The following is a 16,739-nucleotide window of genomic DNA, read 5'->3' as shown; positions in this document are numbered from 1 at the left end:
GAGTAAGCTCCCTCCAGTGCCGATTTATCCTGCGCCTGCGGAACCCCCTGATGAAGCACAACAACGCGATACTCGAAGCCTTCACCCGCAGCTCCCTGCGCCTGAACAAAGGCCTGATGGTGCTGATTGGCATCGCGTTGTTGCTGATACTGACCAACTACTGGTCGTTGCAACGCGGGGTCGAAACCCGCTACGGCGCGACGCGCTTTCATTTCGCGCGGCTGATGGAAAACCTGGCGGAGCAGGAGTCGTACCTCAGGAGCCTGACGCACCCCGGCATCCAGGTCGAACTGCTGCGCGCGACCAACGTGCAGGTGAGCCTGAAAAGCCGCATGGTCGACAACCACCGCACGCTGTACGAAGGCCAGAAGTACTCGTTTTCGGTGCCCTTCAGCGTCAAGTTCGATGAGCAGCAAGTCGGCCCCGCCGCGCGGCCGCAGATTTTCGCCCTCGGCGCGCACCTGACCAGCTACTACAGCGCCTTCTGGTCTTCGTCGCCGTACGAGGCGCCGCAAACCTTTCTATTCAATCGCCACACCCACTACACCATCACGGTGCCGTCGGTGGGCTACCAGCGTCGAGAGAACACCGAGGAAACCGGCAACCTGGTGGCGCTGGTCAACGCCGTGCAGCAAACCCTGGAAAACACCCCGCAGCCGCTCGAGCAGAACCGCGTGTATTGGCAGGCCGGCCCCGCGCCCGGGCACTTGCTGGCCTATATCGGCCTGCCGCTGGACGGTCAGGAACAGGCGGTGGTCGGCACCTTGCTCGACCTCGCGCGGGTCGACGATGTACAGCGCGCGCTGGACCGCTCGGCCTTTGATCGCCTGACCCTGATCGCACCCGACGGCACCCGGCTGGCAGGACCGGACGTCGGGCAGCTCAGCGATGGCGTGCACTTCAATGCCAATGGCTTTGAATTCAAGATGACCCAGCCAGGCGACCAGCCATGGAGCGCGGTCTATGGCCTGAACTACTCGCACTTCTTCCACTCCGCGCTGTGGCCGCTGAGCAGCCTGGCGCTGTTCTTCGTCGGCCTGGTGACCCTGGGCTGGGGCGGCAGCCGCTGGTACCGGCGCCAGGTGATCAACCCGGCGCGCCTGGCCCACGAGCGCATTGCCGAAAGCGTGGCCTTCAGCCGGGTGATCATCGACACCGCGCCCACCGGCTTGTGCGTGGTGCGGCGCAGCGACGGCAAAGTCCTCATCGAGAACCAGCGCGCCCAGCAATGGCCCGGCACCGCGCGCCTGGTCACCGCCATGGCCGGCACGCATGACAGCGCCGAGAGCGGCGAGACGCACCTGGAGATCGAAGGCCGGCACCTGCAGATCGGCTTTGTGTCGACCCGTTATCAGGCCGAAGACGTGCGCCTCTACGCCTTCAACGACATCACTCGCCACATCGACGACGCCCAGGCACTGGAAGATGCACGCCGCGCCGCCGATGCCGCCAACGAGGCCAAGACATTATTCCTGGCGACCATGAGCCATGAAATCCGCACGCCGCTGTATGGCGTGCTCGGCACCCTCGAACTGCTCGGGCTGACCGACCTCGACCCGCACCAGCAAACCTACCTGCACACCATCCAGCGTTCGTCCGGCACGCTGTTCCAGCTGATCAGCGATGTGCTGGACGTGTCGAAAATCGAGTCCGGGCAAATGGCGATAGAGGCCGTGGATTTCTGCCCGCTGGACATGCTCGAAGACACCCTGCACACCTACGCCGCGTCCGCCCAGCGCAAGGGCTTGCAGCTCTACAGTTGCATCGATGCGCAATTGCCCGATTGCGTGATGGGCGACCCGATGCGTATTCGCCAGATCCTCAACAACCTGGTGAGCAATGCCATCAAGTTCACCGACATCGGGCGCGTGGTGATTCGCGCCAGGGTCACGGCGCGCGACGCCGGCAACGTCGACCTGGAATGGCAGGTCACCGACTCCGGCGTCGGTATCCCCGAGGCCCAGCAGGCCAAGCTGTTCGATCTGTTCTACCAGGCACCGGACACCGCCAGCGAAGGCGGGGCCGGGCTGGGGCTGCCGATTTGCCGATGGCTGGCGCAGATGATGGACGGTGAGATCCGCGTAGTCAGCGAGCCGGGCCTGGGCAGCAGCTTTACCCTGAAATTGCGCCTGCCACTGTGTGGCGGTGCGCTGACCCAGCTGCCGTTGATCGAGCCCAGCCCGACGCCGGTGTATGTGCAGGCGCCGGTGCGCGAACTGGCGCAGTCGATGAGTGACTGGCTCAATCGCCTGGGCATCGCGGCGGCGCTGGCGGCGACCACCCAGGAGCAGGACAGCCGCCATGCAGTGCTGGTCGACCTGCTGCCCGGCGACCCCGCTCAACCCTGGGCCGGCCAACGCGTGCGCTGCCTGCCAGGCGCTCACAGCCCGCCACTGCACACCGAGCAGGGCTGGGTCGTCGACCTGCACGACGTGCGCGCCATCGCTGCCACCGTTTCGCTGGCGCAGCACGGCAAGCACGAGCAACCGCCAGCGGCCCGGCCGCACAGTGCCGGGCAACTGGGGCTGCGCATCCTGGTGGCCGAGGACAACCCGGTCAACCAGGCAATCATCAAGGAACAGCTGGAGGCGCTCGGTTGCTCGGTGACCCTGGCGGCCAACGGCGAGCAGGCGTTGCAGCTGTGGCTGCCGCAGGCCTTCGACCTGGTGCTCACCGACGTGAATATGCCGTTGATGAATGGCTATGAACTCGCCCGCGCCCTGCGCGAGCATGATCCGCAGTTGCCGATTATCGGCGTGACCGCCAACGCGATGCGCGAGGAAGGCGTGCGCTGCCTGGCGGTGGGCATGAACGCCTGGATCGTCAAGCCGTTGAGCCTGCAGACCCTGCGCGGCCAGTTGATCAGACTGTGCAAGGTCAAGCCGCCGGTCGAGCCCGACCTCGTGCCCTGCGACGACAGCGTGCAGTTGTCGGACACCATGCGCCCGTTGTTCATCAGCAGCGTAGAGCAGGACCTGCAACGCATCGGCGCGGCGCTCGAACGCCGCGATGCGCGTGCCCTCGGCCAACTGCTGCATTCGGCCGCCGGCGCATTGGGCGCCGTGCAGGCCCTCGACCTGGCCCAGGCCTGTATCGAACTGGAAGACCAACTTAACCGCGGCAGCCTCGACACTGCCCTTGCGCTCAAGGTGAAGGCGGTGATGCAGCGCCTGTCGGCCGTCCTGGACACGCTTCGGCCCGGGCACCCTTCACTCACCTGAACTGGCACTACGGACGGCCCTTTATGAAAAAATTCAACGTGGTAATCGCGGACGATCACCCGATCGTATTGCTGGGCGTTCGCGAGCTGGTGGAGCGCGACACCCGCTTCCAAGTGGTCGGCGAGGCCGTGTGTTCAGCCGGGCTGATCGCGCTGTTGCAGCGCCAGGGCGTCGACATTGTGATCACCGACTACAACATGCCGGGCGACTCGCCCTACGGCGATGGCCTGAAACTGGTGGAGTACCTCAAGCGGCATTTCCCGCAGGTGCAGATCCTGATCCTGACGATGATTTCCAACCAGCTGATTCTCACGCGCCTGCAGGAGTTGGGCGTGGTCGGCATCATCCAGAAAAGCCAGTTGCACACCGAGATCCAACTGGCGCTCAAGGCGATTGCCCAGAAGAGCGCCTATCGCAGCCTGGAACCGCCGAAGACATCAGTGATCGAGACCCTCACGGACTTCGACGAGCGCTTCACCAGCCTGTCGCCCAAGGAGTTCGAGATCCTGCGTTTGTTTATCTCGGGCATGAGCGTGAGTGATATTGCGCGCAGCCAGAATCGAAGTTCCAAGACCATCAGTGCGCAAAAGATATCGGCCATGCGCAAACTTGAAGTGAACAGCGACCAGGACCTGCTCGCTTATTGCCTGGCGCGTAATATCTTCAACTGACCTGCCCCTCCAGCAAGCCATTCAAGGCAATGGCTTCGCCCCGCCACCGTGCCTGCCCGCTCTAGACCGCAGTTTTCCTGCCTGCTCAGGGGTTTATAAGAATCGTCTTATGTCGTCCAAACCTTGGACTTTTTATTCTTGCCCCGCAGTTCAACAACCGCACTTTCCAACTCACACTAACGGACATCATCATGAAGAAGTTTTCCCTGGCTGTTATCGCCTCGGCCCTGGTTGCGGCCTCCGGCAGCGCATTTGCCGATGAAACGGCACCGACGCCGACCTTGGGCGGCAGCGGCAAAATTACCTTCACTGGCGTGATCAACAATGACGCGTGCTCGGTAGACGGCGCCAACTCCGACCGCACCATCTCCGTGGACATGGGCAACGTCTCGATCAAGGACATGGGCACCGCCGAAAACCCAACCGCAGGTCGCGTGACCGCCAAAGACTTCAACCTGAACGTCAACTGCAACCAGGGCACCAAAGTCGCGATGATCTTTGACGCCAACAACGGCGGTTCGGGCCTGGTCACCGGCAAGAAAGTCCTGGCCCTGAACCCAGGTTCGGCCACCGCGCAAAACGTCGGCATCGCCCTGCTCGACAGCAAAGGCAGCCTGATCGACCTCAGCTCGCCGAGCACCGCACGCATTGAAAGCACCATGCACGGTCAGGGCACTGAAGGCGGCGACGCCACCATGAGCTTCGCAGCCGCCTACGTCACCACCGGTGCCGCCGGTGCCTCCACCGCCGGTCGCGGTGACGCGACCCTGCCGTTCATCCTGCAATACGAGTAACTCGGCGCGCCTGAGCACCGAACGCGCGAGGCCCTTCGGCCTCGCCATTTATTTTTGATGACACCGGACACCCTCATGCAGCCTCGTATTATCACCGCGAGCCTGGTGCTGCTGGGCATGCTTATGGCTACCCAGGCCACCGCCAGCATTTCACTCAACGCCACGCGTATCGTGTTCGATGGCAGCCACAAGGAAGCCAATATCACCGTGCGCAACGGCAACCAGGACGTGTTGATTCAGTCCTGGGTCGACATGAACGACGCCAGTGGCAGCCGTGCACCGTTTGCCGTCACCCCGCCCCTGGCACGGGTGTTTGCCAAGGAGCAGCAACTGCTGCGCATCCTCTATCAAGGCGCCGGCATGCCGACCGACCGCGAGTCGGTGGTGTGGCTCAATGTGCAGGAAATCCCCAAGGCCAGTGAGGCCGAGAACACGTTGCAGTTGGCCATCCGCCAACGCATCAAGATCTTCTACCGCCCTGCCGGCTTGCCCGGCAATGCGTTGCAAGCCCCGGCGCAGTTGGAGTGGCGCCTGGCCAAACAGGGCACGCAAACCCTGCTGCTGGTGAAGAACCCGACGCTGTACCACGTGTCGATGGCCGACATCAAAGTGCAGGCGCAACTGGCCAGCGACTCCACCATGATTGCGCCCGGCGAGGCAAAACAGTTCCCGCTCGGCGCGACGCCCGCCAGCGGCCCGGTGCAGTTGTCGTTTTCCAGCATCAATGACTACGGCGCGCAAAACCACTACACCGCGCCCCTGTCCATCGGCGCTGCGGCAGCCGCGTACGCGACTGAATCGCGCCTCAAACCCTAAGCACTTCGTCTAACCCACAGGCTCACTTCGCGTGCGTGTTTGCGTGCCCGGCTGTTCGCCAACCAGGGATGTCACAGGTCTTCGCATGTCTTTTATTTCCAGCAACAGGCCCGTACGTGGCGCACTGAAGTTGAAGACGCTGTCGCTCGCGATTGCCGCCAGCCTGCCCGCCTGGGCACTGGCCGACGAGCCTGCGGAAACCTTCAACACCACCTTCCTGCAAGGCGCGCAGTCCGCCGTCGACCTGCAGCAATTGCTGTCGGCCAACAGCGTGTTGCCAGGCACTTACCGCGTCGACCTGTACAGCAACGAAGTGCTGGTGGGTCGCCGTGACATCGACTTCAAGCGCAACCCCGGGAACGGTCGCGTCGAAGCCTGCCTGACCCTCGACCTGCTCAAGCAACTGGGCATCGACATGGCCCGCTTGCAGGCCCAGGGCAAGCTGGATCCGCAGCACCCGCAGGACTGCTACGCCCTCGCCGAGATGATCGAGGAGGCCAGCGTGCGCTACGACAGCAGCCGCCTGCGCCTGCTGGCAAGCATTCCGCAGGTGGCCATGCAGCGCGGTTTGCGCGGGTATGTCGACCCGCAGTTGTGGGACGACGGCGTGCCTGCGGCGTTCATCAACTACCAGCTCAACAGCAACCGCAGCGCTGGCGACGCCGACACCCGCATCAACAACAACCTCGGCCTGCGCAACGGCATCAACCTGGGTGCCTGGCGCCTGCGCAACGAGTCGAACATGAATGGCGGCACCGGGCGCTCGAACACGTTCACCAGCAATCGCACCTACCTGCAGCATGACGTCACGCCGATCAAGGGCCAGTTCAGCGCCGGTGAGATTTTCTCCGACGCCGACCTGTTTGACAGCGTGCGCTATCGCGGCTTGAAACTGGCCTCGGATGACGGCATGCGCGCAGACAGCGAGCGCGGTTATGCGCCGGTGATTCGGGGCGTGGCGCAGACCAACGCGACCGTCGAAATCCGCCAGAACGACTACATCCTCTACACCGCCAACGTCGCACCGGGGCCGTTCGAAATCAACGACATCTACCCCAGCGGCTCCAACGGTGACCTGGAAATCACCGTGATCGAGTCCGACGGCAGCCGCCGCGTGACGATGCAGGCGTTCTCCAGCCTGCCGATCATGGTGCGTGAGGGGCAAGTCAAATACAGCCTCTCGGCGGGTACCTTCAAGAGCAATGCCGACGGTTTGGCGACGCCGCGCTTTATCAGCAGCACCCTGGCGTACGGCTTGACCAGCAACCTCAGCGGCATCGTCGGCGTGCAAGCCAGCGAGGACTACAGCGCGCTGTCGATCGGCGCCGGCAAGAACACCGCGCTGGGTGCGTTTTCCCTGGATGCCACGCATTCATCCAGCAAGGCCCGTGGGCAAACCACCCAGGGCAGCAGCGTGCGCGCGCTGTATGCCAAGACGTTTGCCGGCACCGACACCAACTTCACCCTGGCCGCCTACCGCTACTCCACCGAGGGCTACCGCACCCTCACCGACCACGTCGAGGACATGAGCGAAGACGTGCGCGTGCACACCGGCCATTCGAAAACCCGCACCGACCTGACCATCAACCAGAGCCTGGGCCGCAACAATGCGTTCGGCAGCCTGTATGTGAACGCCAGTGACCAGCGCTACTGGAATCGCGGTGGGTCGCAGAGCTTTTCGGCCGGCTACACCAGCAACTGGGGTGACCTGAGCTACAACCTCGGCGTGACACGCACCAAGCAGATCGTGACCTGGGGCGCGCCGAGCAGCGACACGCAACTGAACCTGTCCATCTCGTTCCCGCTGGGCAGCCAGGCGCGCGCACCGCGGGCGTTTGTCACCACCAGCCGCCAGCACGGCGACACCACCACCCAGGCGGGTATCAATGGCTACGTCGCCGACACCAGCGACACCTTTTATTCGGTGCAAGCGGGCCACAGCGACACCAGCGGCAGTTCCGGTTCAGTGAACCTCAACAGCCGCACCTCCATGGCAGACGTGAGCCTCGGCTACAGCCAGGGCCAGGGCTACAACTCGCAGAACCTCAACATCGCCGGCTCCGTGGTAGCCCATGCAGGCGGCATCAACCTGGGGCAAACCGTCAGCGAGACCTTCGCGCTGGCTGAAGTGCCGGGCATCTCCGGGGCGAAGATCAGCAGCTACAGCGGCGTGGAGACCGGCTACAACGGCTATGCGGTGATCCCGACGGCGCAACCTTACCGGGTCAACTGGATCAGCCTGGACACCCGCGACCTGGGCGGCAATGTGGAAGTCACCAACGCCACCCAACAACTGGTGCCGCGCCGAGGCGCCGTGGTCGTCGCGCATTACAGCGGCACCACCGGACGGCGGGTGCTGTTCGAGTTGTTTGATGCACAGCACAAGCCGCTGTCGTTCGGCGCTTCGCTGGAAGATGGCAACGGCAAGCAACTGGCAATTGCCGACCCGAATGGGAATGCGCTGGCGTTGGTCGAGCAGGATCAAGGTACGTTAGTGATCAAGTGGGGCGACCAGCAATGCAGCGCCCACTATGCGCTGGCACCTCAGAACAAGGCGCTGAACTATGAACGCCAGGCGATGGTGTGTGCGCCTTGAAGCTGGGGTAGAAGGCCAACAGGTGGGATTGAGGTAGGGCCCAGGCACCCGGGTGTGTGGAGATCAAATGTGGGAGCTGGCTTGCCTGCGAAAGCGGTGGGTTAGCCACCAAATGCATCAGCTGACAGGCCGCCTTCGCGGGCAAGCCCGCTCCCACAGGGGATTGGGGTCGGGCCTGAGACCCCGGGTGTACGCAGAGCAAATGTGGGAGCTGGCTTGCCTGCGAAAGCGGTGGATCAGCCACCAAATGCATCAACTGACAGGCCGCCTTCGCGAGCAAGCCCGCTCCCACAGGGGGCTCAAGGTATGGCTCAGGCCCTCGGGTGTATGGAGATCAAATGTGGGAGCTGGCTTGCCTGCGAAAGCGGTGGGTCAGGCACCAAATGCATCAACTGACAGACCGGCTTCGCGGGCAAGCCCGCTCCCACAGGGGGCCCAAGGTATTGCTCAGGTACCCGGGCATATGGAGATCAAATGCGGGAGCTGGCTTGCCTGCGAAGGCGGTGGATCAGTCGCCGAATGCATCAGCTGACAGGCCGCCTTCGCGAGCAAGCCCGCTCCCACAGGGGATTGGGGTGAGGGCTGAGACCCCGGGTGTACGCAGGTCAAATGTGGGAGCTGGCTTGCCTGCGAAGGCGGTGGGTCAGCCACCAAATGCATCAACTGATACACCGCCTTCGCGAGCAAGCCCGCTCCCACAGGGGATTGGGGTGGGGCCTGAGAACCCGGGTGTATGAAGATCAAAGGTGGGAGCAGTTATTGGCTCATCTGCTCCAACGTGTAGCGCAATGAAGCCGCCAACATCGGCCCGTGCCCCAGGCCCGGGAATGCCTGGTAGCGCACGGTCAGTCCCTCGACACTTTGCAGCGAGGCCAACAGGCGCTTGACCGCGCCATCGTCCTGCGGCTTGGCGGCCCTGGCCGGGCTGGCCGGTTCTGCATCCCCGCGCATCAGCAGCAAGGTCGGCCGCTTTGCGTGCAGGCGCTGCGCGAGTCCGTCGGTATGAATCACGCCATTGTTCCACCACAGCGACGGGCTCGCCGCGGCGTAGTCGTCAAACGCCTGCGGACGCGTTGTCAAGGCATGCAGCACCAACAACCCACCATAGGAATGCCCCCACAGTAATTGCCGCCTGGGTTGTATCTCCAGGCGCTGGTTGACCAGCGGCCGGATCTGCTCCGTCAGCAAATCCAGGAACTGATCGGCGCCTCCGCTGGGCACATCCGTCAAGGGATCACGTTGCGCGCCCTCGCCCACTCTCGGGGTGTAGTCGAACGTCCGCGCATTGCGCTCGATACGCAGCGGGGTCGCATACCCCACCGCCACCAGTACCGGCGGCGCCGGGCGATGGGACAGGTGGTTGAGCAGTTCGGTATCCAGCGCCGCCATCGCCGCATTGCCATCGAGCAGATAGGCCACGGGGCTGGCCGCGCTGACCTTGAGCGGGCGCCCCAGCCACACCCGGTAGTGCCGCGCGCCGTCAGCCGAGTCCAGCTCCAGCGTGCTGAACTGGTAGTCGCTGGCCTCACGCAATACCGGTGCATCCATCAGTTGGTCGGGTGCCGGCTGGGCACAGACGCATTGCACAAAAAACAACGCCAACCAGCATGCGCGCGCCATCAGAACGACGCCGTCAGGCTGGTGTACAAGGTGCGCCCGGACTGGTTGTAGGTCGCGGCGCCGGCGCCTTCGATGTTGTTCACCCCCTGGGCATTGCCCTCGCGCCACAGGCGTTTGTCGAACACGTTGTCCACGCCGGCGGTGAGGCTGAGGTTTTTTGTCAGGGCGTAGGTACCGCTCACCCCGGCAATCGCATACGGCGAGAGTTGGTTGTTGCTGGTGCCGGTCACGCGGTTGCCGTGGTAGTCGTATTTCTTCGGAGTCTGCTTGCCGTACCAGGCCACGCTCGCCTGCAGGGACAGGTCCTGGGTGGCCTGCCAATCGAGCATCGAATTGAGGGTGTACTTGGGCGTGACCGAGAGCACATCACCGGTCTGTTTGTTTTTCGATTGGAGCATGTAGGTGAAGTTGTTGGTCCAGTTGACCTGCTCGCCCAGCGGCAGCGCAACGGTACCTTCCAGGCCTTCGACCAGCGCCTTGGGCACGTTCTCCCACTTGAAGATGCTCGCGCGGGCGGTGCTGCCGGTGCCGCCGGACGCCGTGCCCACCGGGGTCAGGCCGGACTCGATCTTGTTTTTGTAGTCGTTGCGAAAATACGTCAGGCCGGCGACCACGCCGTCATTGCGGTACTCCAGGCCCAGTTCCTTGTTGACGCTGGTTTCCGCCTCGAGGTCGGCATTGCCTTGCAGGTAGCAACTGGTGGTCTGGCCGTAGCAACCCTGGCCGTTGCTGTACAGCAGGTAGTTGGGGTTGAGCTGGTAGAGGTTCGGCGCCTTGTACGAACGGGCGATGCCGGCCTTCAAGGTCAACGTGTCGGTGAGCACCTGGGACAGGTTGAGCGACGGGCTCCAGTTGTCGCCGACGATGTTGTGGTGGTCCAGGCGCAGGCCCGGGGTCAGGCGGGTGCCGGGGCGCAGCTCGATGTTGTCTTCGGCGAACAGCGAAAAAATGCGCGACGCCGACGAGTCACTGCGAGAGGTGCTCGACAAGCCAGGCACGCTGCCGCCAGCCGTGGTGGTTTGCAGGTTGGCATTCGGGTCGCCGAGCTTCTGTTCGACCCACTCGCTGCCGAGCGTCAGCACCTGGTCGACCCCTGCGTGCAGCGGCATGTTGACTTCACCGTGGGCGGTCAGGTCGCGCAGTTCGTTGGTGCTGAAACTGTTGGCGGAAAAGATCCCTTCCAGGCCACCGGCCAGGCCTTCATTGAGACGGCGGTTGCGAGTCTTTTCATACTGCACGTAGGCCAGGGTGCTGCCGAAATCCCATTCGCCGCGATGGGTCACGGCGTAGGTTTCACGGTAGAGAATATTGGTTTCATGCCCCAGCATGTTTTTCACGGTGGCGTTGCTGTTGGTGTTCTGGGTATCGCCGGTATAGATATTGCCCTGGCGGCTGAAACCGGCCTCCAGGTCGAGGGTTTGCTCGGGAGTGATGTTCCAGCTGAGCAGGCCGTTGACGTCTTTGTTGCGCACCCCCTCGCGCCCCGCCGGCAGCGTGCCGACCTGGTTGCCGGTGCGCAGGGATTCATGCCCGCTGTTGATGTCGGCATCGTCGGCGTTGGTCTTGGCCACGTTGCCGTACACGCGGTAGCTGAGGGTGTCGGTGAGCGGGCCATTGAGGCCGAAGTTCATGCGCTCGGTCTCACCTTCGGCCGAGTGCTGGGCGAAATTGTGGTAGATCGTTGCCGAGCCGTGCGTTTGCGTACCCGGCTGCTTGGTGATGATATTCACCACGCCACCCGCCGCACCGTTGCCATAACGCGCTGCCGCGGGGCCGCGAATGACTTCGATGCGCTCGACCTGATCGGCCGGTACCCAGTTGCTGTCGCCGCGGCTGTCACGCTCGCCACGCCAGCCATAGCGCACCGAATTGCGGCTGCCGACCGGCTTGCCGTCCACCAGGATCAGGGTGTTTTCCGGGCCCATGCCGCGAATGTCGATCTGGCGGTTGTTGCCGCGCTGGCCGCTGCTGGAGTTGCCGGTGAGGTTGACGCCGGGCATGGTGCGGATGATGTCCGACAAGTCGTTGGCCGGTGGGCGTTTCTTGATGTCTTCAGCGGTGATGATCGACACACCGGGCATCTGCTTGATCTCTTCCTGCGCGGTACCCAATACGGTCTGGGTCGGCAGTTCCATCTGCGCAGGGGCTTCGGCCTCGGCGGCGAAACTGCTGACGGGCAACAGGCTGCAAATACTCACGGCAAGCAGGGACAAGCGGAACATGCGGGGATCTCCAAGCGCAGCCCGACCGATAGCGGTGGGCCATCAAAGATCGCAGATGATAATCAGATGCAATTGCGAGTAAAGAACATTAACTTTCTAAACATTTGCCGTGGGCAGGCGCAGATTCATGCGCAATCCCGAGGCCCCCTGGGTCGCCCACAGCTCGCCGCCCTGCAGTTCGATGGCACGCCGCGCGATGCTCAATCCCAGGCCAAAACCCGTGCCCACCGTGCCGTCCAGCCGCAGGTAGGCTTCAAAGATGCGCTGCAGATCGCCCTCGGCAACGCCTGGCCCCTGGTCTTCGATCACCAGCCACCAGCGGTCGCCATCCCGCTGGCCGCTCAGGCGAATCACGCCGTTGGGCGGTGAGTGGCGGATGGCGTTGCGCAGGATATTTTCCACGGCCTGGGCAAAGCTGTTGAGGTGTACGTGCACCTGGCACGTACTGTCCAGCTCGCACACCAGCGCTTCGAGCGGCCAGCCGGTTTCGAAATGCGCGTCCTGCACCAGCGCTTCCCAGACGGAGGCCACCACCACCGCTTCGGCTTCCAGGCGAGGTTTTTCGGTGTCGAGCCAGGCCAGGTTGAGGGAGTCGTCCACCAGCCGGCGCATCTCCTCCACTTCCCGCGACAGGCGTTGCTGCAACTGCTCGGGCGGCAGGCCGCTGTCACTGGCGATTTTCAAACGTGCCAGCGGCGTGCGGATTTCATGCGACAAGGTGCGCAGCAATTGCCGCTGCTGATTGAGGCTCTGGCGCAGGCGCTCGGCCATGTGTTCATAGGCGCGGGCCAGTTCGCCGAGTTCATCCGGACGGCGCGTCACGCTGCTGCTGGCCAGCGGTGCGAGGTCGCCGGCACTCAACGCGTTGGCGCGTTCGCGCAGTTCATTCAACGGCTGCACCAGATGGCGGTACAGCACCAGCCCCAGTGCCAGCGCCAATAACGCCGGCACCAGGCCGTGGGTGAACACATGGGTCCACGGCGTGAGACCCGGCGGCAACAGGCGTTCAGGCAATTGCATCACCAACCGCCCACGCTCGGGGTGCTCCGGGAAGGCCATGCTCACGTACGGCAATTCGTCTTCGAGGCGCTTGCTCATTGGCCAACTGAGCTTGCGCATGAACGTCAGGTGGCTGACCTCTTCGGCGCTCAACGGCGTGGTGCCCAGGCTTTGCAGGTAGTCATCCAGCACCGCCACCCAGGTGTGTTCGCGCTGCTGCAATGCCAGGCGCCAGCGCTCTACCGCCGCGGCGTCGCCAGTCGCTGCCACGTGCTCGGCCTCGGCCGCATAGGCAGCCAGGGCGATGCGGTCGGACGTCTCCAGGAAGTAGGTGTTGCGCTCCACCCGCAAGCCCCAACTCCACACCAGCCAGACCAGCAGCAAACAGGCACACACTTGCAGCAGCGCCATTTTCCACAGCAAGGGATGACGACGTTGCATCAGGCGCCGTCGCACAACAGCACATAACCCTGATGGCGCACCGCGTCGATGCGGATGCCCTGTACCTCGATGGCAGCCAACTTGCGCCGCAGGTTGCACACATGTACATCGAGGCCACGATCCAGGCGGGTGTAGGGCCGGTGCAGCACATGCTGGTAGAGGAAGGCCTTGGTCAGTGCCTCGCCTGTGTGCTCATGCAGCGTACACAACAGACGAAATTCCGATGAGGTCAGGCCGGCGGCGCGGCCGTCGAAGCTGACGTCCCGCGCCTGCGCGTCGAACGCCAGGGCGGAATGCCGCGAAGGCATCGACGGCGCCCGCGTGCCGCAATCGATCGCCACGCGCCGCAGCAACGCGTCGATGCGCACATCCAGTTCGGCCAGGCTGAAGGGCTTGGGCAGGTAGTCATCGGCGCCTTGGCTGAAGCCGGTGATGCGATCCTGCTCGGCGCCCAGGGCCGACATCAGGATCACCGGCGTACCGCGCTCCTGGCGCAGCCGCGCCAGGATATTCAAGCCACTTTCACTCGGCAGCATGATGTCCAGCAGGATCAATTCCACCGGTGCCTGCAGCGCCAGGTCCAGGCCCTGGCCACCGCAATGGGCGCTGTTCAAGGCAAAGCCGCGCCGGCTGAGATGGTTGCTCAGGTGCGTGCACAGCTCGACGTCATCCTCGATGATCAGGATGCGCGGGCTGGGGGATAAAGATGGGGCCAGATGATAAGTATTCACAATTACGTCAGTTTCGCATTCGACGAAACATTTCGCAATGTTCACTTACCCCGGCACTGTCCCTCAGCCTGCAATTGACGCCCCTGCGCTTGCGCCCGGCCCACCAGGCGCAGCAGGTTGCCGCTCCAGATGTTGCCGATATCCGCCTCGCTGTACCCGGCCTGCAGCAACGCTTCGGTGATCTTCGGCAACTGGCTGACATCCTCCAGACCCCGCACCCCGCCACCGCCGTCCCAGTCCGCGCCGATCCCTACGTGCAGCGGCCCGACCTGCTCCAGCGCGTGCAGCAGATGGCGCATGAAGTCGGCAAAAGTCGCCTGGGGGTTGGGATAACGCTGCTGCACGTCGAGGATCTGCGCCGACAGCGCCTGGAACTGCGCCGGCTGCAGCGCCGGCATCAGGCGCAAGCGCTCGAACAGCGGCTTGAGCGCCTTGTCACGCTGGGGATTGGGCGGCTGCGCGATCAGGTAGCTGCCATAGGTATTGACCTGAATCACCCCGCCACTCGCCGCCAGGCGACGCATGCGCGCGTCGTCGAGGTTGCGCGGGTGCGGGTTGATCGCGCGGCTGCTGGAATGCGAGACGATGATCGGCGCGCGCGACAAGGCGAGCATCTGGTCGAACGCCTGGTCGGACGCATGTGAGGCATCCAGCAGCACGCCCAGGCAATTGGCGCGCTGCACCAGGTCGCGCCCGACCGGGCTCAGGCCGTGCCATTGGGGAATGGCGGTGGCCGAATCCGCGACTCGATTGTTGGCGCTGTGCACCAGGCCAAGCATGCGCAGGCCGAGGCGCTGATAAGTCGCCAACAGCCGTGGGTCGGCAGCCAGGGGCTCGGCGTTTTCCATGCTGATAAACACCACGCGCTTGCCCTCGGCAGCCAGGCGTGGCGCATCCTGCGGCTGCAACGCCAGGCCGAATTGCGCCGGGTAGCGCGCCACCATGTCGCGGATGCGCGTCAGGGTCGCCAGGCCTTGGTCGGCGGCCCGCACCACGCCGGCTTCATCGTCGCTGCCCTGGGGCGTGTACACCGCCCAGAAACCGCCGTCGAGACCGCCTTCGACCATGCGCGGCAGGTCGACCTGGGACAAGTCCTCACGGCCATGCCGCTGCAAAAGGCTCCAGCCCGGGCGCGACAATTGCCGAGGCGTATCCAGGTGGCTGTCGAGCACCAGCAAGCGTTCATGCAGCGCACGCGCCTGGGGGCTGACCTCGGCGTACGCCGGCACAATCGCCAGGCTCAGCAGCAGTGCGAGCAACCTCATGGGCCGATCCCGAACAGGCGCTCGGCCTGCAGCGGCGCCGTCACCAGCGCCTGCAGGGTCGCCAGCAACGGGCCGTCACACAGCGCGTGCAACTTGGCGTGCAACAAACCATCGCGGCCGGCCGCATCCAGCGCAGCGTCCGGCCCGTCATAGTCCAACTCGACCGACTCGCCGGTCAACGCGTGCACACTCAGGGCCGCGGGAAATCCTCCGCTGCGCGCCTGGCGCTGGTCCATCTCGGCACTCGCTTCAATATGCACACGCGCCATGAACGCCAGCACCTGCGGATCGGCAAGCGCCTCGCCCTCGAAGTCTTCCAGCGCCGCGCGCCCGCGTACAAACGCGCTGGCCACCACATACGGCAAGCTGAAACGCGCGGCCAGGTCGTTGTCGATCGCCCGGGTCGACAGCGACCGTGCACTGCCGGCGTTGACCCGCACCACCACGCTCACCACCTGCCCCGCCGGCACCTGCTGGCGCAGTTCCAGCGCCAGGCGAATCGCCGTCTGGCAACCAAAACAGGCGGGATACGGTTTGATCGCGAAGCTATCGAGGTGCTTCTCCAGCGGATCGGCGGATAAAAACCCATCCTGTGCGGTATCAAATCCAAAGCTGGCCAGCCAGCCGTGTTCGCCGGTCAGGAACGCCGCCGGCCCGGTGGCGCCCGCCTGGGCGAGCAACACCGACTGCACTGCGTGCTGGGCGGAAAACCCCACGGCCAGGTCCTTGTCCTGGCTGTAACTGCCCACCGTCGGCGACAGCGCTGACAGCAACCCGGCACTCAGGGCGCTGGCGGCAATGGCGGTGCCGTGACAAGCGCGGTCAAGGTCGTCATCGAGCAACGCCGAACCACCCAGCGCCGCGGCCACCGGTGCGATCAGCGAGGTGGTACGAAACCCCGCCTGCGCCGTGCGGTGGCCACGTCCCAGGGCCTCGGCCAGGGAAATATTGGCTGCGAAAGCGATCCACAGCGCCCGCAGCAAGCGCTTGCCGACCACGCCATGTTGTTCGGCCAGCGCCAGAATCGCCGGGATGATCACCACGGCGGCGTGCCCGTTGTTGCGCGGGTTGATCAACACCTCCTGGAAGTCCAGCGCCTCGGCGGCGGTGCCATTGAGCAGCGCGGCGCGCGCGGGGTCGGTGCGCAGCGTCGCGCCCCACACCGAGCACCCGGCGGCGACCGGCTGCGCCAGGGCACTGTCGATGCGGGTGCCGCCCACTTGATGGCGCCTTGCGTACGCGGCGATCGCCACGGTGTCGGCGAGCAGCCGCCCGAGCGCACGCGAGACCGCGTCGGGGATGGGAGCCTCAAGCAATAGCAGATGTCGTGCGACCCACTGCCGGTCTATCGTCGTTGCCACGG

Annotated in this window: 11 protein-coding genes; 5 read left to right on the top strand and 6 right to left on the bottom strand. The window is 64.3% G+C overall.

Features of this window, described 5'->3' with window-relative positions:
• Positions 1-50: 50 nt before the first annotated feature.
• The 5 genes from C9990_RS10800 (at position 51) to C9990_RS10780 (ending at position 8,098) form a co-directional block, all read left to right on the top strand.
• Complete coding sequence (locus C9990_RS10800; RefSeq protein WP_106803270.1) at positions 51-3,221, top strand: hybrid sensor histidine kinase/response regulator; 3,171 nt, start codon at positions 51-53, stop codon at positions 3,219-3,221.
• A gap of 23 nt (positions 3,222-3,244) precedes the next feature.
• The gene (locus C9990_RS10795) at positions 3,245-3,892 is read left to right on the top strand and encodes a response regulator (RefSeq protein WP_106803269.1); all 648 of its coding nucleotides are present in this window, start codon (positions 3,245-3,247) and stop codon (positions 3,890-3,892) included.
• A gap of 191 nt (positions 3,893-4,083) precedes the next feature.
• Positions 4,084-4,686 carry a fimbrial protein gene (locus C9990_RS10790; protein ID WP_065904210.1) on the top strand — a complete coding sequence of 201 codons (603 nt, stop codon included), beginning with the start codon at positions 4,084-4,086 and terminating at the stop codon, positions 4,684-4,686.
• 75 nt (positions 4,687-4,761) lie between these two features.
• The gene (locus C9990_RS10785; RefSeq protein ID WP_106803268.1) at positions 4,762-5,502 is read left to right on the top strand and encodes a molecular chaperone; all 741 of its coding nucleotides are present in this window, start codon (positions 4,762-4,764) and stop codon (positions 5,500-5,502) included.
• An 85-nt stretch (positions 5,503-5,587) separates the two neighbouring features.
• Positions 5,588-8,098, top strand: a complete 2,511-nt coding sequence (locus C9990_RS10780; protein ID WP_106803267.1) for a fimbria/pilus outer membrane usher protein — start codon at positions 5,588-5,590, stop codon at positions 8,096-8,098.
• A 756-nt stretch (positions 8,099-8,854) separates the two neighbouring features.
• Here the strand turns inward: C9990_RS10780 and C9990_RS10765 are convergent.
• The 6 genes from C9990_RS10765 to C9990_RS10740 all read right to left on the bottom strand — a co-directional run bounded on the left by C9990_RS10765 (position 8,855) and on the right by C9990_RS10740 (position 16,737).
• A complete protein-coding gene (locus C9990_RS10765; RefSeq protein WP_106803264.1) occupies positions 8,855-9,718 on the bottom strand; it encodes an alpha/beta hydrolase in 864 nt (287 codons plus the stop codon).
• Positions 9,718-11,940, bottom strand: a complete 2,223-nt coding sequence (locus tag C9990_RS10760) for a TonB-dependent siderophore receptor (RefSeq protein ID WP_106803263.1) — start codon at positions 11,938-11,940, stop codon at positions 9,718-9,720. Before C9990_RS10760 ends, C9990_RS10765 begins: the two co-directional genes overlap by 1 nt.
• A gap of 96 nt (positions 11,941-12,036) precedes the next feature.
• Entirely contained in the window at positions 12,037-13,380 is a 1,344-nt protein-coding gene (locus C9990_RS10755) for a sensor histidine kinase (protein ID WP_106803262.1), read from the bottom strand.
• On the bottom strand, positions 13,380-14,111 hold the full coding sequence (locus C9990_RS10750) for a response regulator transcription factor (RefSeq protein ID WP_305887958.1): 732 nt from the start codon (positions 14,109-14,111) through the stop codon (positions 13,380-13,382). The genes C9990_RS10755 and C9990_RS10750 overlap by 1 nt, the downstream gene beginning before the upstream one ends.
• Positions 14,112-14,152: 41 nt before the next feature.
• Positions 14,153-15,376, bottom strand: a complete 1,224-nt coding sequence (locus C9990_RS10745) for a dipeptidase (RefSeq protein ID WP_106803260.1) — start codon at positions 15,374-15,376, stop codon at positions 14,153-14,155.
• Positions 15,373-16,737: an MmgE/PrpD family protein gene (locus C9990_RS10740; protein ID WP_157955064.1), complete on the bottom strand. Its 1,365-nt coding sequence runs from the start codon at positions 16,735-16,737 to the stop codon at positions 15,373-15,375. The genes C9990_RS10745 and C9990_RS10740 overlap by 4 nt, the downstream gene beginning before the upstream one ends.
• Between the last annotated feature and the right edge of the window lie 2 nt (positions 16,738-16,739).

Source organism: Pseudomonas sp. S5D5 (assembly GCF_003013355.1).
Classification (GTDB): Bacteria; Pseudomonadota; Gammaproteobacteria; order Pseudomonadales; family Pseudomonadaceae; genus Aquipseudomonas; species Aquipseudomonas aylmerensis.
This window is presented reverse-complemented; position numbering and strand designations above follow the sequence as displayed.